General features: G+C 66.7%; 14 protein-coding genes. 12 read left to right on the forward strand and 2 right to left on the reverse strand.

Annotation, left to right across the window (positions count from 1 at the left end; genetic code table 11):
• Positions 1-7 precede the first annotated feature (7 nt).
• From H0B56_RS16765 to H0B56_RS16785, 5 genes are all read left to right on the forward strand, one after another.
• On the forward strand, positions 8-2,350 hold the full coding sequence (locus H0B56_RS16765; RefSeq protein ID WP_180894031.1) for an RND transporter family protein: 2,343 nt from the start codon (positions 8-10) through the stop codon (positions 2,348-2,350).
• A gap of 22 nt (positions 2,351-2,372) precedes the next feature.
• The gene (locus H0B56_RS16770; RefSeq protein ID WP_180894032.1) at positions 2,373-3,509 is read left to right on the forward strand and encodes a peptidylprolyl isomerase; all 1,137 of its coding nucleotides are present in this window, start codon (positions 2,373-2,375) and stop codon (positions 3,507-3,509) included.
• The gene (locus H0B56_RS16775) at positions 3,506-3,721 is read left to right on the forward strand and encodes a hypothetical protein (protein ID WP_180894033.1); all 216 of its coding nucleotides are present in this window, start codon (positions 3,506-3,508) and stop codon (positions 3,719-3,721) included. Before H0B56_RS16770 ends, H0B56_RS16775 begins: the two co-directional genes overlap by 4 nt.
• 251 nt (positions 3,722-3,972) lie before the next feature.
• Entirely contained in the window at positions 3,973-4,287 is a 315-nt protein-coding gene (locus H0B56_RS16780) for a hypothetical protein (RefSeq protein ID WP_180894034.1), read from the forward strand.
• Positions 4,284-4,922, forward strand: a complete 639-nt coding sequence (locus tag H0B56_RS16785; protein WP_180894035.1) for an RNA polymerase sigma factor — start codon at positions 4,284-4,286, stop codon at positions 4,920-4,922. The genes H0B56_RS16780 and H0B56_RS16785 overlap by 4 nt, the downstream gene beginning before the upstream one ends.
• Before the next feature lie 58 nt (positions 4,923-4,980).
• Here the strand turns inward: H0B56_RS16785 and H0B56_RS16790 are convergent, their stop codons facing one another.
• On the reverse strand, positions 4,981-7,311 hold the full coding sequence (locus H0B56_RS16790) for an ATP-binding protein (protein WP_180894036.1): 2,331 nt from the start codon (positions 7,309-7,311) through the stop codon (positions 4,981-4,983).
• A 232-nt stretch (positions 7,312-7,543) separates the two neighbouring features.
• Between H0B56_RS16790 and H0B56_RS16795 the strand changes: the two genes are divergently transcribed.
• The 7 genes from H0B56_RS16795 to H0B56_RS16825 all read left to right on the forward strand — a co-directional run bounded on the left by H0B56_RS16795 (position 7,544) and on the right by H0B56_RS16825 (position 15,761).
• Positions 7,544-9,211: a PucR family transcriptional regulator gene (locus tag H0B56_RS16795; protein ID WP_180894037.1), complete on the forward strand. Its 1,668-nt coding sequence runs from the start codon at positions 7,544-7,546 to the stop codon at positions 9,209-9,211.
• 249 nt (positions 9,212-9,460) lie between these two features.
• Entirely contained in the window at positions 9,461-10,384 is a 924-nt protein-coding gene (purU, locus tag H0B56_RS16800; protein WP_180894038.1) for a formyltetrahydrofolate deformylase, read from the forward strand.
• 73 nt (positions 10,385-10,457) lie between these two features.
• Positions 10,458-11,702 carry a methionine adenosyltransferase gene (metK, locus tag H0B56_RS16805; protein ID WP_180894039.1) on the forward strand — a complete coding sequence of 415 codons (1,245 nt, stop codon included), beginning with the start codon at positions 10,458-10,460 and terminating at the stop codon, positions 11,700-11,702.
• Positions 11,703-11,732: 30 nt separating this feature from the next.
• Positions 11,733-12,275, forward strand: a complete 543-nt coding sequence (locus H0B56_RS16810; protein ID WP_180894040.1) for a methylenetetrahydrofolate reductase C-terminal domain-containing protein — start codon at positions 11,733-11,735, stop codon at positions 12,273-12,275.
• Positions 12,262-13,227 carry a methylenetetrahydrofolate reductase gene (locus H0B56_RS16815; RefSeq protein WP_180894041.1) on the forward strand — a complete coding sequence of 322 codons (966 nt, stop codon included), beginning with the start codon at positions 12,262-12,264 and terminating at the stop codon, positions 13,225-13,227. Before H0B56_RS16810 ends, H0B56_RS16815 begins: the two co-directional genes overlap by 14 nt.
• The gene (locus H0B56_RS16820; RefSeq protein ID WP_180894042.1) at positions 13,217-14,677 is read left to right on the forward strand and encodes a class I SAM-dependent methyltransferase; all 1,461 of its coding nucleotides are present in this window, start codon (positions 13,217-13,219) and stop codon (positions 14,675-14,677) included. Before H0B56_RS16815 ends, H0B56_RS16820 begins: the two co-directional genes overlap by 11 nt.
• Position 14,678: 1 nt before the next feature.
• A complete protein-coding gene (locus H0B56_RS16825) occupies positions 14,679-15,761 on the forward strand; it encodes a uroporphyrinogen decarboxylase/cobalamine-independent methonine synthase family protein (protein WP_180894043.1) in 1,083 nt (360 codons plus the stop codon).
• A gap of 309 nt (positions 15,762-16,070) precedes the next feature.
• Here H0B56_RS16825 and H0B56_RS16830 read toward each other — a convergent pair whose 3' ends face one another.
• Complete coding sequence (locus tag H0B56_RS16830) at positions 16,071-17,057, reverse strand: LLM class flavin-dependent oxidoreductase (RefSeq protein ID WP_180894044.1); 987 nt, start codon at positions 17,055-17,057, stop codon at positions 16,071-16,073.
• Positions 17,058-17,240: the final 183 nt, after the last annotated feature.

The following is a 17,240-nucleotide window of genomic DNA, read 5'->3' on the forward strand; positions in this document are numbered from 1 at the left end:
CCGGCGCGTGCTTGCGGTCGGGCTCGCGGCCGGCATCGTACTTGCCACCGTAGCGGGCCTGTCCCGGCTGACGACCGAGACAGGACCGGACTCGTTCGTCCCTGCCGATGACCGATCGCTCGAACTGCTCGACGAGGCCGCCGGCTCGTTCGGGGGCGACCCGATCGTGGTGATAGCCGAATCGGACGGGCCTCGCGAGCTACTCTCCGCCGGGCAGCTGCCCGTGCTCATGAGACTCGAAGGCGCGCTCGCCGAACTCGATGACGTGTCCGTTGTGTACGGACCGGCGACGATCCTGAACCAGATAGCGGCCTCGGCACAGAACATGCTGGCATCGCTGTCCGGAAACCGTGACGCCCTGCGGCAGGATGCTCGGGAGGAGGCGTTGAGCGAGGGACTGTCCGAGGACGCGGCCACCGAGCGGGCCGAGGAGGCGGTCGCCGAGTTCGACCAGCGGTACGGTGGGCTGCTGGTGCAGGGCTTGCCTGCCGGGCTACCCACGGTACACAACCCTGACTTCGTCGAACAGGTCATCTTCGGCGACGGTGACACACCGAAACCGCGATGGGACTTCGTGGTGCCCCGGCCGGACGCCGTAAGCGTCCTCGTACGCCCGAGGGAGGGGCTCGATCAGGCCGGAACCGAGGAGCTTCTCCGCCGCGTGCGTGCCGAGGTGGACGCCGCCGAGCTGGCGACCGAACGTGTCACGGTCACGGGTGTACCCGCCGTGACGGGCGGACTCGGGGAACGGATCCGGCGAGAGGTCCCCTTGCTCGGCGCGGCCGCGATCCTGACCATCGGTGCGAGCTACCTACTCGTGCCATGGCTCCCCGGACGGCGCAGGCGCCTCGTACCGATCGCCGTGACACTCAGCGCCACGGCCATGGTGCTAGCCGGGTTCGGCTGGCTCAACCGGCCGCTCTCGTTGGGGGTCATCGCGTTCCTGCCGATCCTGGTCGGTATCGCGAGCGACTTTCCCGCGTACCTGGAACGGCGGACGGACAGGCGGCGGGCCGTCGTCGTGGCGCTGTCGAGCGCGGCGGCGTTCGGTTCCCTGGCCGCCACCCCGCTACCGTTCGTCCGCGAGCTGGGTGTGGCGCTGGCCGCAGGGCAGCTGGTCGCCCTCGCCCTGGCACTGGCCATCCAGCGAACCCGCAGCGCGCGACACGGGCGAAGCGCCGTGCCGGGCGCTGCCGGCGCCGTCGAGGCCGCGGCACGTGACGAACGTGGCGCCGCTGGTGATGACGGTCCCGCCGGTATTCCGGCCGGCGGGAACACCGGCGGCAGGGGAGCGGGGAGCCGGCTGGGGTTGCCGCTGCGAGTGAGCGTGTTCGTGCTGCTCGCGGTGCTGGCCGCGGCGGGGTGGTCGGCGCTGCGAAGCCTCGATGTCGAGGCGCGACCGGACGCGCTCGCCGAAGGACTGCCTGCCATGGAGCACGCCGGTCACGCGGAAGAGGTGCTGGGAGCCTCCGGGGAGGTTCAGGTGCTGGTCCGGGGGGACAACGTGCTGGACCCGGAGGTGCTCGCCTGGATGCGCGCGGCACAGGACGCGATCGTGCTGCAGCATGGTGGGGAGCTCACACCGATCCTGACGCCACCGGGCCTGCTCGAGTTCCTGGGGCCGGAACCGACAGCCGAACAGGTGCGGTCCGGGATGCGCCTCATGCCGGAGTACCTCACGCGCGCGGTCGTACGCAGCGATGAACGTTTCGCCGCCATGAGTTTCCAGCTGGGGCTGCAAGACCTGGCAACGCAACAGGAGCTGCTCGAGGACGTCCGTGCGGGCATTCCCGAGCCGCCGGACGGTGTCGAAGCGGACCTCGTGGGACTGCCGGTAACCGCGGCACGGGCGTATGAGCTGATGACGGACAACCGGTACGTGACCAACGGGCTCGGCGTGCTCGGTGCGGGTACCGTACTGCTGGTGGGCCTGCGCCGCCGCGGCGACGCGATCCGCGCCGTCGCCGCGGCGATGCTGGCAACCGGTTGGGGGCTGGCTGGGCTCTGGGCGCTCGACATCGACATGACCCCGCTGACCATGGTGCTCGGCTCGCTCACGACGGCCGTGGCGTGCGAGTACACGGTCATGCTTGGCGACCGGGCCGGTAGCGGCACACGCTCCCTGGCGCGCACGGTCGCGGTGGCGGCCTTGTCTGCGTCCCTGGGCTACCTGGCGCTGACCCTGTCGGGGCTGGCGGTACTGCGCGAGTTCGGGATGGTACTGGCCGGGGCCGTCGTGCTGTCCTTCGTCGCAGCGCAGGTGGTACGAGGCACGTTCAGGGCGCGCCGGCGGCAGGACAGTCACCTCGCCGACGCCTCCCCACCGACAGCTGAGCGCGTCCGCGTGTGACGCGCGGGAAGGAGTCGAGGGTATGAAGCGGGTCATTCGTAGTGTCCTCACCGGCGGGACGGCCGCTGCCAAGGGGGTGACGGCCGCGCTGGGCAGACTCGTGTCCGGCACCACGCGAGCACGTGCCATCGCCGCGACCGCCGTGGCGATCGTCGTGGCGGGTGGCGCCACTCCCTTCGCGATCGACCGCCTGACCGGCCTTCCCGATGACGCCGCGTTGCGGATCGGCGACGTCGTGGTGACCGAGAGTGAATTCGACGAGCGTGTCGACGTCCTCGAGGCCCTGTACGGAATCCGGCGTCCGGCCGACGGCGACGAACAGGCGGAGACGTTCCGGCGGGACTCGGCGAAGGCGATGGCCGTCGGCATGATCCTGGAGAACGCCGCGCGTGAGCGCGGTATCGAGGTTTCCGACAAGACGGCACGCGATCACCTCGATGACATGATCGAGAAGCGGATGGGCGAGGGCGGCCGGGCGGCGTTCATCGACCTGCTCGGTAACGCGGGGGCCTCCGAAGAGGACGTTCTCGACGAGATCAAACGCCAGGAGACCACCTCGCGCCTCATGGACGAGGTTACCGCTGACGCCGACGAGATCACCGAGGACGACGTCCGTACGGCATTCGCGGAGCGCCAGGACGAGATGGTCGCACCGGAACAACGGCGGTTGCGCAATATCGTGGTCGCTTCCGAGAGCGAGGCGCGAGAGCTGCTGGACCGACTCGCGGACGGAGCGGACTTCGCCACCCTGGCACGCCGCCACTCCCTCGATGCGAGTACCCGCGAACAGGATGGTGACCTCGGCCTCGTGCGGGAGCGGCAGCTCGACGAGCGCTACGGTGAAGCCGCATTCAGCGCGGCGGAAGGTGACACGTTCGGCCCCGTGGAAACCGAGCACGGCTGGAATGTCGGCTACGTGGTCGAGGTCGTGGACGAACGCGAGCTGACCTTCGAGGAAGCCCGGGAAGAGCTACGGCGGACGCTGGAATCCGAGCGGGATCTCGAGATCTGGCGCGATTGGCTCGGCGAGCGAATCCGTGAAGCCGACGTCGAGTACGCCGACGCCTACCGCCCGGCGGAACCGGACGCACCACCGACCGGTCCCGAACAACCTGGAAGCACAGGTGATGGGAGCGAGGACGGTGGCGTGCCGCGATGACGATGTCGTTCCTGCTGGTGCTGTTCGCGATCGTGTCCTTCGCGTTCGGTACGTGGGGTAGACGGCACGCGGCGACGCTGGTCTCACCGTCGTTGTCGGACCATGGACGACATGTCCGGGAGAAGTCGTTGCGGAGGGGAAGTACGGCATTCCGGATTACCGGCGTACTGTGGTTCCTGCTCGCGGTCGTGCACGTGATCATGTACTACTGATGGTCGAGCCCCGTCACGCCGGCGCGATGGTCGGCACGCACGACTGAAGGCCCGAATGTTCAGACTTCTCGCCAATGACGTGGTGATATCGCGGTCTTACGATGTGACCATGCGCTGTTCCATTCTCCGCGTACGCTGAGGTGAGCAGGGGTACGGCGGAAGGCGCGACTGCCGGACGGGGTTCCCGTTCTGTCAGTCCCGCATGGGAACCACGCAGTCCATTGTCTCCGAGATCGTGTGGTTAGGCATTCATGACAGCGACTACCCAGCACGCGAGTACCCGGTACGAACACCCGCACGAGGCGGGGCCGGAACGCGATGGCGGCACGGTGGCGGAGAGTTTCGGGCATACTGTGACTGTCGCGGATGGATTCGACGGAGTGAACCGTATCATGGGAAAGCTCCGGAGCCATCGTTACCGGGTCACCGACTTCCACGCCTATCCCGTCTCGGAACCGAGTACCTGGGCCGCCGAGTACACGGTGGCCGGGACGACCGATGACGCGAGATTGCTGCGGGGTAAGCTCGAGCGGATCCCCAGTGTCATCGAGGTGCATTCGCGATGACCGTGCGCGGTGCGGGAAGCCGGCAGGTGGCCACGGGGAACGATAGCGCGCACAGCGAAGCTCCGCGGCGCTACCAACGCCCGTGCCAGGTCAGGGATGGAGACGCGCCGGTTCGCGGGCGCTGTAGCTGCGAGTCGAGTATCGCCGAGTGGTACGAGGACTACGGGCAGGCAGTACGCCAGTTCAGCATCTCGCGGACCGCTGACGTGGCGACGGCGGAGGATTGCACGAGTGAGACCTTCCTCCGCGCGCTCACCCGGAGGTCGCAGTTCTCCTGCGCGGGCGCGGGTGTACAGCCATGGTTGTTCACGATCACGAGGAACATCGTGCGTGATCACTACAACTCGGCCAGGCATCGGCGGGAAGTTCCCACGGAGTTCGTACCCGAGGATGTCGATACGGTCATGGGCCCGGAGCACGAGTTGGCGATGCGGGAGATGCGTGACTCCGTCGCGGCGCTGCTCGAACTGTTGCCGCAGGATCAGGCCACGTGCCTGCGGCTCCGCTTCATCGAGCAGCTCTCGGTGCGCGAGACAGCCGATCTGATGCACCGGACCGAGAACGCGGTCAGGGCCCTGCAGCACCGGGCCATCCGCAAGCTGAGCACGGTAGCTCCGGCTCATCATCACGCGTAGCGGCTGTACCGCCCGGCTCGCTGCCGTCGACGGACGCCGCCGTCTACATTCCGCGTGATCAGACCGCCTCGGTGCGGGCGTCACGCTCGGTCACCCATGCGGCGATCTGTGCCCGGGACGTGAAGCCGAGCTTGGCGAGCACGTGCTCCACATGAGCTTCGACGGTACGCCTCGAGATCACCAGCCGGGTGGCGATCTCGCGATTGCTGAGTCCTTCGGCGACGAGGTTCGCGATCTCGGATTCGCGTCGGGTGAGTTGTACTGAGGCCGCGTCGTGTCCCCTGGCGGGTTCCTCGTCGCCGGTCTTCTCGAGAGCGAACCTGACGGCCTCGTCGATACCCATCCTGGTGCCGGTTCGGAACGCCGACGTGAAGGGGCGTTCGCCGATGCGGCGTGCGCGCGCGACGCTCTCTGCCCGGTACCGGTTGAGGCCGGGGATGGTGCTCAGCGACATGCCCATGGCGCGCCATATCGTGTCCGCCGCGCCGAGGATGGTGGCAGCGCGCTCGCAGCGATGACGCGTTGCTTCGATCCAGGCTATCGCCTCGAAGCACTCCGCGATGCCGAGCTGGTCGTCGATGGCCCACTTGATGTTCAGACCGTCGAAGGCTCGCTGGAGTGCCAGGTCGATATCGCCTTGCTGCCAGGCGTTGAGCGACGCGGCCCACAGCGAATAGGACCGGATCCACAGCTCGCCTGCGGGCTCTGTCAGTGCCTGACAGCGGCGATGCGACTCTTCGGCCTTGGTCGGATCCCCGTTGAGAACGGCGGTAAGGCTGTGCAGGAACAGCGTGAAAGCGGCACCGATACGGTCGCCGATCTGGTCACAGATCTCGAGCGCGTACTCGAACACCGCGATGGCCTCCGCCGGCTCGTCGGCGTACATGGCAGCTAGAGCACGACCCTGTGCTACGTAGGCCATGCAGCGACTGTCGCCGACGCGCTGCGCGATGGTGTCCGCCTCGGCGAGCTGCTCGGCGGCGGTCTCGGGATCGTCCTGGAGAGTGGCCAGGTTCGCGTCGACGCAATGCGCATGGGCTTTGAGCTCGCCGTGGTTGGTGGTTCGCGCCAGTACGAGGTCCAGCCAGTGGCGCCCCTCGCTGATGAACCCGCGGGTGAGCCAGTAGAAGTACAGGTCGCTCGCCAGGCGTAAGGCGGCGTCCTCCTCACCGGGCTCGGAGACGCAGTACTCGAGTGCCGCACGGATATTCGTGTGGTCACGCCGCAGCCGGTCGAGCCGCTGCGCTTGTTCCGGCCCGATCCATTCCGCGAAGGTCCGTGCCACGAGATCGGCATAGAAGTCCCGGTGACGCCGTCGCCACCACGCCAGTTCACCGGAACCGCGGAGACGCTGTTGCCCGTACTGCCGGATCGTCTCGAGAAGCTGGTAACGGACGCGCGTTCCGTGGTCCTCGCGTATCAGGATGGATTTGTCCACCAGCGAGGCCAGTACATCGAAGATTTCCGAACCAGGTATGTGGCCGTCGGAGCAGACCTCTTCGGCGGCGTCGAGCTCGATGCCACCGGAGAAGACGGTCAGCCTGCACCAGAGGGCCTGCTCCTTGGGCGAGCACAGCTCGAAACTCCACGTGATCAACGCCCAGAGCGTTTTCTGCCGGTCGGGAGCATTCCTGCTACCGGAAGTGAGCAGATTGTAGCGATCGGTGATCCGCTCTACGATCTGGTCGAGTGACAGCGCGCGCAGCCGGATGGCGGCGAGCTCCAGCGCGAGCGGTAAGCCGTCGAGCGCGTGGCACAACGTCGCGACAGCCGTACGGTTGGCCTCGGTGAGCTGGAAGCCGGGGACGGCCGAGTTCGCGCGGTCCAGGAACAGGTTGACCGAGTCGTATTGCACGAGACTCGCCGCAGACGAGCACGCGGGATCGGGAACCGTGAGCGGGGGGACGGACAGCGTGCTCTCGCCGGCGATGCCGAGCGGCTCGCGGCTGGTGGCGAGGATTCGCACGTCCGGCGCGGTCTGCAGGAGCTCGTCTGCCAGGGTGGCGCATGCGTCCAGCACGTGCTCGCAGTTGTCGAGCACGAGCAGCAACTGTCGCGTGGCGAGATATTCGGTGAGCGTTTCGATCCGCCACTGCCGCGAGACTTCGCGCAGCCCGAGCGCGTCGGCTACAGTATGCCCGAGCAGCGAGGAATCCTGCAGTTCGGCGAGCCGGACGAAGCAGATTCCGTCGGGGAAAGCCCGCTCGAGCTCGCGTGCGAGCCGCGCCGCCATCCGTGTCTTCCCGGAACCGCCGACTCCGGTCAACGTGACGAGATGGGTGAGCGCGAAGAGGCGCTTCGCCTCGTTCAGCTCGCGCCGCCTACCCACGAACCGCGTCACCTCGACGGGCAGCGTGCGTGACGGCGGCTGCGGCGGTTTCTCTGTCATCGTCCGGATTCTAGACGAGGCCACTGTGAGGATTAGCGCAAATCATAGCCCTGGTTCAGCGCGTGTCCAGCCCCGTCGCTGCACACCGGGACAGTTATCCCCCATACGAGTGACCGAGGCACCGTCGACACCTCGCATCTAGGTATGACCGTGCGGTTGTCACGGTGCTGCCTCCGGGCGCCGCCATGGGACAACGGCCAGATCACGTCGACTGCGAAGAGGTGCTCCTGCTATGACGATCGTCGATAGGGTGAGTCTGGAGAGTGCCCCGATGGCCAACGGCTGCGAGGGACTTGTCACGAGCGATGTCGTCAGCGGCGACGGCGCACCGGGCCCGCCGTCGCTTCGCGATGTGCTCGGGCAGGCCGGCGAGCAGGCGCTCGATGTCATCTGCGCACCGCACGGGCTGGATGTGTCGCTACGTGGGGTACTGATCTGGGACTCCGGCGGCTTCGCTCGCATCGAGCCCGGTGACGTCGTGCTCGCGGTCGGACTGGCCACGGCATCCTCGGTATCGCAGGTCCTGCGGGCCGCCGCCCGGGCAGGCGCCGCGGCAGTGGTGATCAAGCAGCCCGACCATCCGTCGTGGGTGCGTTCCGAGGCCGATGCGCACGGGGTCGCCGTCCTGGCCGCACCGCAGGAGCTGTCCTGGGACAGGTTGTACACCGACCTGCGGGCGATCGTGACGGCAGCCTCGGTGTCCGCCGAGTCGGGCCACCGCACTCCTATCGGTGACCTGTTTTCCCTCGCGAACGCGGCCGCCGCGGTCTGCTCGGGCCCTGTCGAGCTGTATGACTCCGAGATGCAGGTGCTGGCGTACTCGAACCTGGACGAGGAGGCCGACGAGCTGCGCCGCCTGTCGATCCTGCACCGCCGTCCGCCGCCGTATGTCATGAGCTGGCTCCGCGACAGCGGCTCGCTTCAGCGTGTGCGCGGTGCGCACCGGCCGACCCGGATCGAGCCGGTTGGCCACCGTCCCCGGCTGGTCGTTCCGATCCGTGCCGGGGTAGACATCCTCGGTTACATCTGGGTCACCGTGTCCCCGGAGAAGTCCCGGGAGGCGAGTGGTGCCTCGTTGATCGATATAGCGCGCATCGCATCGGGGCTTCTCGTTCGCTTGCGGACGGCAGGCGACACCGAGCGGCGCATGCGTGGTGAGCTGTTGCGCGGCGTGATCGAAGGTGGCGGGTCGCCGGACGTGCTCGCAGGCTGCCTGGGAGTCGACAAGGACGAGTCGTTCCGCCTCGTAGCCTTCCGGTCACGCGCCGGCGAGCGGCTGGTGAACGCGCATCTGCTCATCGAGGAGCTTGTCGTGCTCCGTCTCGAGCTCGCCGGGATCCGCGGCAGCGCGGCATCGCTGGGTGGTCGTGTGTACGCCCTTGTGCCGGAGGCTCATGGGACGCACGGTGAGATGCGGGAGCTCGCGGAATCGATTCTCGACCACGTCGAGAACCAGCTGCGGACCGATGCCGTAGCCGCGATCAGCGACACGCTGCCGGACCTGGCGGCATTACCAAGAGGTCGCGACGAGGTCGATCGTGTCATGCGACTGACCTCCGGGACGGAGGGTTCGCGCGTCACCGGCCTCGCCGAGCTGCGGTCGAGCGTCATCCTCGCCGAGCTGCGCGAGCTCATGCGCGAGCGAACGCACCTGCTCCGTGGAGCGATTCAACTTCTCAGCGACATCGACAAGGCCAGGAACGTCGATTACGTCACGACCTTGCGCGAGTACTTCGACGCGCAGTGCGACCTCACGAAAGCCTCCAAGAGGTTGTGCGTGCATCGAAATACACTCCGATACCGGCTCGGTCGTATCCAAGAACTCTGCGGAATCGACATCAACAACCCGACGGAACGCCTCGTAGCCGAACTCCAACTGCGTATGGGGTTCGGTGAATGACACGTATCCCGATTCTCGTTCCGCCCGGAATTCCGTGCCGTTTCCGTGCGCCGTCGGGACCCGGGAACAGGTTCGTCGGCGAGGTGCATCAATGGGAGCCGAAGAAAGTTCCGTCCTGTCGATGGACTCGTGGTCGTGCGGCCGGTGAGAATAACGGAGAAACGTCCGAAACCGTGAGGTCGGCGATTGCGGCCGGGGATCGAACCGGTGCACCGGAAACAGTCGAGACGTATGGGAGGTGGCCGGTTCATGCTGGCAGGTGACGCCGTTGCGGAACCTGCGGCGCTGCCGAACGCCGCGCCGCACGCACCGCGATCGCACGTGGCAGGGCGCGTGGTGGCATCGGGTCCACGACGCGCGGGTGTCCTCTCCACCGTGCTCGCGTGTCTCGAGCCCCTGGGTGCGACCGTGCTCGAGTGCGATCAGCGCTGCATCGACGATGGCAGCGAGACGGATGCGCTGCGTGTCGAGTTCTCCGGCGAGCCGTCGGATGCCTGGTGGGACAGGCTCGGCGACCGGTTCGCCGATCTCGCAGGCGCACGCGGCATCACGTGGCGGATCGTCCCGGCCACCGACGTCAAGCGGATGGCGGTGATGGTCTCCCGGGAAGGTCACGTGCTGCAGGATCTGCTGTGGCGATGTGACTCGGGCGACGTACCGGCGAAAGTGTCCATGGTCATATCGAATCACGCCGACCTCGCGGGAATGGTTCGACCGTCGGGTATTCCTTATCACCATATCCCGGTTACCGCGGACCGCAAACGGTACGCGGAGGACCGGCAACTCGAATTGCTCTACGGTGCGGTCGACTTCATCGTGCTGGCTCGTTACATGCAGGTGCTGACTCCCAAGTTCCTCGAGTACTTCCCGGAAAAGATCATCAACATACATCATGGATTGCTGCCTGCGTTTCCGGGAGCGAATCCGTACAAGGCCGCGGCCGCGCGCGGCGTGAAACTCATCGGGGCGACGGCGCACTATGTCACAGAAGAGCTCGATGCTGGACCGATCATCGAACAGGGGGTGTGCCGGGTGAGTCATCGGCACGAGCCCGGCGAGCTGCGACGGCTCGGGCGATATGTGGAACGGGACGTACTCGGTAGGGCGGTGTCGTGGCACAGCGAGGACCGCGTTCTCGTGACCGGCAACCACACCACGGTCTTTGCCGACTGACGGGACAGGAGCACGGCCGGTGGCCGTGCTCGACCCGACAACACACAGATCACTATCACGGATGGGCGGTGTCATGAGCAGCAATGCCACAGGCGGCGACGAGTATCTCTTCACGTCCGAGTCGGTGACGGAAGGTCATCCCGACAAGATGGCCGACCGGATCTCGGACGCGATCCTGGACGCGGCGCTGGCCGAGGATCGAGCGTCCCGTGTCGCGTGCGAGACTCTCGTGACGACGGGCCTGGTCCTGCTCGCCGGTGAGATCACCACGTCCGGATCCATCGACTTCACCGAGACGGTGCGGCAGGCGATTCGCGATATCGGTTACGACAGCGGGACCTACGGGTTCGATGGCAATGCCTGCTCGGTGATCACCGCACTGGACCGCCAGTCGCCGGATATCGCGCAGGGCGTCGACGTCGGCCACGAGCTCCGCTCGCGACTCGCGGATGCCGATGTGTACGACCGGTCCGGTGCCGGCGATCAGGGCATGATGTTCGGCTACGCCACGAACGAGACCGACGAGCTGATGCCGATGCCGATCGCCATCGCGCACCGGCTGTCACGGCGGCTGGCCGAGGTGCGCAAGACAGGCAGCCTCCCGTACCTGCGCCCGGACGGGAAGACGCAGGTTACGGTCCGCTACCGGGACGGCGTGCCTGTGGAGATCGAGAAAGTGCTCATCCCTTCCCAGCACGCACCGGGGGCGGAGGATCGGCTGAGCGAGGACCTGTGGACGCACGTGGCGCTACCGGTGCTGCCCAGTGGCATGTACTCGCCGGACCTGCTGTGCAACAACTTCCTCGTCAACCCGACGGGACGTTTCGTGATCGGCGGGCCGGTCGGTGACGCCGGCCTGACCGGGCGCAAGATCATCGTCGATACCTACGGTGGCTTCGCACGGCACGGGGGCGGCGCGTTCTCCGGGAAGGATCCGTCCAAGGTCGACCGATCGGCCGCGTACGCGGCCCGGTACGTGGCGAAGAACGTGGTCGCAGCAGGGCTCGCGGACCGGGTCGAGATCCAGGTCGCCTACGCCATCGGCGTCGCGCGGCCGATGTCGTTGCTGATCGACACCTTCGGAACGGAGAAGATCCCGGTCAGGGCGATCCATGAGCTCGTCACGCGCCACTTCGACATGCGGCCCGCGGCGTTCAGGGATTACCTCGACATGAACCGTCCGGTGTACAGCAAGACGGCCGCGTACGGGCATTTCGGCCGCGATGACGCCGACTTCACGTGGGAGCGCACGGACAAGGCGGATGTGCTGCGCGATGAGGCCGCGCTGCACGCACCGGCGGAAGCGGCCGTGAACTGACGTGCCTGTGCGGAGGGAGAGGTGAGCGCGATGCCGTCACCACCCGCGGTGCCGACGCGCCCGGGGCTGTCCGTACGAACCTTGTACCGGCTGCATCGGCTCCTCGAGCCCAACGGGGCGTACCGGTTCGTGGCGAGGGTACTCGAGCGGCGGGCGTGGCTGCGCAGGCTGTTCACGCGCACGGAGGAGTCGGTCAAGCGAAACGTGTTCGGATGCCGCATGTGTGGCCAGTGCGCGCTGCCCGTCACGGGTTACGCGTGCCCGATGACCTGCCCTAAACAGCTCCGGAACGGACCGTGCGGCGGGGTGCTTCCGGACGGTGGTTGCGAGGTGTACCCGGGTGAGCGCTGCGTGTGGCTGATCGCCGTGGAGCGCGCCGAGGCAGGCGGTCACGCCGGAGACCTCGAACGATTGCACAGGCCGATCGACCAGCGGCAGTGGGGCGAGAGCTCCTGGATCAATTACTGGCAGGGACGGGACGACGGACTCTGGACCGAGCCCGGTGGGCGCGCGACTCCTGTTGATCTCGGCCTGCCGGTACTGGTGACAGGTAAGGGTGATGGTGAGCGGTAGCGGGTTGGCAGGAGCGCTTCGTGCGGGACGGTTCGTGGTGACGGCCGAGTTGGGCCCACCGCGCGGGGCCGATACGGACGTGATCCGGGAGAAGGCCCGCGCTCTGCGTGGCTGGGTGGACGCGGTGAACATCACCGACAACCAAGGCGGGTTCGTCCGGCTGTCCAGTCTGGCTGGGAGCCTTGTGCTCCTCGACGAGGGCATGGACCCGGTCATGCAGTTGACTGCACGGGACCGCAACCGGATCGCCCTGCAGTCCGACCTGGTTTCCGCGGCAGCGCTCGGCGTGCGCAATGTGCTGTTGCTCAGTGGGGACCATCCCAGTTACGGCGACCACCCGGACGCCAAACCGGTATTCGATCTCGACAGCGTGCAGATGGTATGGACGGCCCGGAACCTCCGTGACCGCGGGCAGCTACTGTCCGGCCGGTCACTCGACCCGCCACCCGAGCTGCATATCGGCGCGGTGGAGAATCCCTTCGCTCCGCCCGCAGGCTTCCGCGCACGACGCCTGGCCAAGAAGGTGCGTGCCGGCGCGGAATACGTCCAGACCCAGCTCGTCTTCGACATCTCCGCGTTCACCAGATGGATGGCCGAGGTCAGGGAGCTGGGGCTGCACGAACGCGCGCACATCATCGCCGGCGTCGGTCCGATCGTCAGCCCGCGGGCCCTCGAGCACATGCGGACCAAGGTGCCGGGGGTGTGGGTTCCGGACACGGTAGCCACGCGTTTGCTGCGCGCCGGAACGGAAGGCTTCACCGAGGAAGCGCTCCGGCTGTGCGCGGAGAGCATTCACCGTATCCGTGACATAGAGGGAGTGAGCGGGATACATCTGATGGCCTTCGGCAGAGAGCATCTCATTCCGGAAATCGTCGATCGTTCGGGGCTGGACCGGCCGCGATTCGAAGTGAACGCATGTGGTTCCCGTGAAAGGAGCGCCGATGCTGGTTGACGTGCGCCCGACAAAGCGACTGCACGGTTCGTCGCCTCTCGACGTCCGTCCCGTCCTGGGCCCGCTCGTTCAGGCACTCGGCCAGGACAGTGTCGATCTGTCGCGGCTACGAGTGGTGTGCGACTGGATCCAGTACAAGCACAACTTCCGCGACACCATTGATGTTCGCTCGATCACCGCCATGGACGGTATGGAATCGGCGGTGGAGGTCGCGGTCGACCTGCGGCGGGCGGGCAGTGTCGATATCAGTGACGAGGTCGTGGGCGCGTTGCGGGAACACCGCCACCCGGATACGCGTGGACGCACCTACCTGGAGCCGTGGACGCCCGGCAAGGACAGCTGCATCTGGGACTTCAACGCACTGTACTGGCAGGCGCTGTCGCTCTGGGAACAGGTGACCGGGGCCGCCTACGAGCAAGCGCTGCCGGGTGGGAGTAGCGACGCGCGCAGCGTGGGCGCCGCCCGCGAGATGATCCACAAACTGTTCTCGATATGGGACGAGCTGGCCACGCACAACGCGCTGCCCGACGAGCTCTACGTCATCGAGCTCGGCGTGGGTAACGGCGGTCCGGCGCGCATCTGGCTGGACGAGTTCCGGGAGCTGGCCCAGGAACACGGTGGCGACTACTATCGCAGGCTGCACTACATCATGGGGGACTACTCACCCCACGTACTGAAGCAGGCGCAGCGTGCCGTGGCCGACCATGCCACGAAGGTGAGCTCGATCGTACTCGACGCCACCGACCCGGCATCGTCCCTGGGATTCCTGCGCCACAAGGCTTTTCTCGCCTATGTATCGAACGTGTACGACAACCTGCCGACCGACGAGGTGGCATCCTTGTCCGGGCGGATGTACAGGGTGGAGGTACGTGCCTACATCGCGAACCGGGCCGCTGAGCGGCTCGCCGAGCACGCCTCGCTGCTGTCCTCGGATGTCGTCGCCGTAGCGGCGAAGTTGCTCCGGCTGGGCCCGGAGCTCCTCGCGGAAGCGATGCCGGGGCACTTCCCGGACGCGAGTGCCGCGGTCCGGTTCTGGCAAGAGCTCTGGGCGGAGGTCCGCCTCGAAGAGCGGTACGTCCCCCTCGAAGGGCTGGACCTGTACGAGATCGCCCCGTCGGTCACCGGAGAAGCCCTGCGCCCGGTCCTGGAAGGCTGCGGCGACATCCGGATGCAGGTCAGCAACGGTGCCGTAGCCAGTTTCGTCGGTACGCTGCCCTTGCTGCATCCCTATGGTTACCTGCACTGCCACGACCTCTTCGTCACCGATCCCGCCCGTTACGATACGAACTTCTGCGGTCCTGGCAAGTACGACGGTTCCGTAGTGAACTGGGTGAACGGTCCGTTGCTGCGGTACATCGGGAACCGTCGCGGATTCGATGTGGACTTCGTCCCGTTCACCCATCGTGCGAGTACCAACATCATGACTCTCACCGCACAAGCGAGGGATTGACGTGGCCGAGGAGAACGACTCGACGGAACTTCCGCTGTTGCCGACTACCGTGGTCGGCTCGTACTCGGTTCCGGAGTGGCTGGAAAGCGTCAAGACGGACTTCTACCAGCGGAAGATCAGCAGGCAGTACCTCGACGACATCCACGATGTCGCGACCAAGGCTGCGCTCAAGGATCAGGAGCGTACCGGCATCGACGTCGTCTCCGGCGGTGAGCTCCGGAGGGACAACGATGTGGACTACCTGCTGTCGCGCATACCCGGAATCGATATACCGGATGTCGCCAAATCGGACTCCTACAACTATTTCGACGCCGTGGTCAGCAGGCCGCTTCCGGACAACGCCATGCTCCCGCTGGGCCTGGTCGATGATCTGAGCTTCACCAGCGCCAACACCGATCGTCCGGTCAAGTTCTCGTTCACCGGACCGCTGTCGTTGTCACGTAGGATACGCAACCACGCGTACTCGGATTCCTCGGAACTGGTCCGTGCGCTCGCCCGGCTGTTGAACATGGAGGCCAAACGCCTGGCACAGGCGGGTGCGACCTGGTTGCAGATCGATGAACCGTTCCTGTGCGGTTACCGGGACCAGGTAGATGTGGCGGTCGAGGGAGTCAACATCATCACCTCCGATGTCGACGTGTACTGGTCGTTGCACGTGTGTTACGGCAACCGCTACGCGCGGCCCATCTGGGAAGGTCACTACGACTTCCTGTTTCCGGGGGTTCTGGACGCCAATGTGGATCAGCTGGTGTTCGAGTTCGCGCGGCGCGGGTACGGGGACCTCGGCCTGTTCGAACGATTCGGCTGGGATCGCTCAGTGGGTCTTGGTGTCATCGACGTCAAGACGGAGGAGGTCGAGACGGCAGGCACGGTTGCCGGGCGGATCCGCACGGCGCTGCGAACGATCCCCGCGGAGCGGCTCGTGATCAATCCGGACTGCGGACTGCGTCACCTTCCCGCACACATCGCCCGGGCGAAGCTGCTGGCGATGGTGGATGGCGCCGCGATGGTTCGTTCGGAGCTTCGAGATACACGGGACCGCGGCGCGTGCCACGCGGACTCCGCGCGGGAAGGTCCGGGATGACCATGAAGACGGCCCGTTCCGGACCGACCGTGACCGACCACCCGATGACGTTTCCCGGACGGTTCCGGGCGGGCTCGTGACGGAGGCTGTAAGGGTCCGAGTTCGACAGCGAGTACGGCTGCCGACACTCCGTTGGGGACGGTACTGATCGTGCTACCGACGTGTTGAGCTGATACGGGTGCGGGTCGGCGTGCCGGTTGGTCGGCAGCCGCGAGCACGGAGCCGCCGGTACGATCGCGAGATCGCCGTGTCCGTTCCGGTACGCCCCGGCACCCCGGCCGCCGTCGGCCGGGGTGCCGGCGTGCGGTGCTAGCTGAACTCGGGCAGGACGGACTTCGACACGAGGCGAAGTTCGTCGGCCGTGGAAGCGGGATTGACGGGAGCCAACACGACGCTCGAAGCCCCGGCGTCGAGCAGCCGCCGCACCTTGTCGGACACCTCCGCCGGGTTGCCCGCGATCGCCATCTCGTCGATCCATTCCTCGGGCATCTCGCGTTCCACCCGTTCCATGCCGCCCTCGAGCAGCTCCGCCAGGTGGTCGTTCCAGCCGAGTGCCCCGCTCAGCGGGTTGTGCGGTCCGAGGGCGGTGAGGTACATGGCCAGCGCAGGGCGTACGGCGGCACGAGCGGTCGCGCTGTCCTCGGAGACGCTCGACAAGGCGAAGACCGGCATCAGGTGTTCCTTCCGGTCGCCGGCAGCCATGCCCCGTTCGATGTGCTCGCGTGCCGACCGCACGTACGTCGGTCCCGCCAGGACACTGACCACGGTGCCGTCCGCGATGCGACCGGACAGTGCCAGCGACTTCGGTCCGACGACCCCGGTGAACAACGGTACGTCGGTCGTGGCGGGATGTGTCAGCGAAACGGACCGGTACGTGAAGCTGCGACCCTCGTCGTCGACGGTCTCCCCCCGCAGGAGACTCCGGATCCCGGAAACGCACTCTTCCATCGCGCTGAGCGGGGAGCGCGCGGTGAGTGCCATCTGATCGGTCCAGGCAGGAACGCCGTGCCCGATCCCGGCGGTGAACCGGCCGGGATAGGTCCGCGCGAGGTTGGCGATCTCCATAGCCGTGACCGCAGGGTGGCGGGCCACCGAGGCGACGATGCCCAGCTTGACGGGGATCGTCGATGTCGACGCGAGCGCGGCAGCGGACGCGGTGAAACCGCCGTAGAAGAAGTAGTCCTCCGCGACCCAGGCCTCCCCGAAGCCGAGGTCTTCGATCATGGCCGCGGTGGGCCCGACGTCTTCGGGGGGTGTCGACGTCATGACGAGGACACCCAGCGGGTTGGTGTTCATAAGCACTCTCCACGAGGAGTTCGGTCTCGGCGATCAGCCGGGAGTGAGCGTTTTCGGGTAGTATCTATCGCGATCGCGAACCGGTGCATTGACATATCGGTCAAGAACGCGATCGGTGTTTGGTGAATTTGGTCAATGGTCGCGCGTGCGCGAGCGCGGTACCGTGCACTGAGGTAAATAACC

The sequence above is a fragment of the Haloechinothrix aidingensis genome (genome assembly GCF_013450155.1).
GTDB lineage: Bacteria > Actinomycetota > Actinomycetes > Mycobacteriales > Pseudonocardiaceae > Haloechinothrix > Haloechinothrix aidingensis.

What these genes read in the sequence shown, in the direction of transcription:
- H0B56_RS16830 (WP_180894044.1), bottom strand. Translation starts at nt 17,057, where the DNA reads ATGAACACCAACCCGCTGGGTGTCCTCGTCATGACGTCGACACCCCCC.
- H0B56_RS16770 (WP_180894032.1), top strand. Translation starts at nt 2,373, where the DNA reads ATGAAGCGGGTCATTCGTAGTGTCCTCACCGGCGGGACGGCCGCTGCC.
- metK (WP_180894039.1), top strand. Translation starts at nt 10,458, where the DNA reads ATGAGCAGCAATGCCACAGGCGGCGACGAGTATCTCTTCACGTCCGAG.
- H0B56_RS16790 (WP_180894036.1), bottom strand. Translation starts at nt 7,311, where the DNA reads ATGACAGAGAAACCGCCGCAGCCGCCGTCACGCACGCTGCCCGTCGAG.
- H0B56_RS16780 (WP_180894034.1), top strand. Translation starts at nt 3,973, where the DNA reads ATGACAGCGACTACCCAGCACGCGAGTACCCGGTACGAACACCCGCAC.
- H0B56_RS16820 (WP_180894042.1), top strand. Translation starts at nt 13,217, where the DNA reads ATGCTGGTTGACGTGCGCCCGACAAAGCGACTGCACGGTTCGTCGCCT.
- H0B56_RS16810 (WP_180894040.1), top strand. Translation starts at nt 11,733, where the DNA reads ATGCCGTCACCACCCGCGGTGCCGACGCGCCCGGGGCTGTCCGTACGA.
- H0B56_RS16795 (WP_180894037.1), top strand. Translation starts at nt 7,544, where the DNA reads ATGACGATCGTCGATAGGGTGAGTCTGGAGAGTGCCCCGATGGCCAAC.
- H0B56_RS16815 (WP_180894041.1), top strand. Translation starts at nt 12,262, where the DNA reads ATGGTGAGCGGTAGCGGGTTGGCAGGAGCGCTTCGTGCGGGACGGTTC.
- H0B56_RS16775 (WP_180894033.1), top strand. Translation starts at nt 3,506, where the DNA reads ATGACGATGTCGTTCCTGCTGGTGCTGTTCGCGATCGTGTCCTTCGCG.
- purU (WP_180894038.1), top strand. Translation starts at nt 9,461, where the DNA reads ATGCTGGCAGGTGACGCCGTTGCGGAACCTGCGGCGCTGCCGAACGCC.
- H0B56_RS16785 (WP_180894035.1), top strand. Translation starts at nt 4,284, where the DNA reads ATGACCGTGCGCGGTGCGGGAAGCCGGCAGGTGGCCACGGGGAACGAT.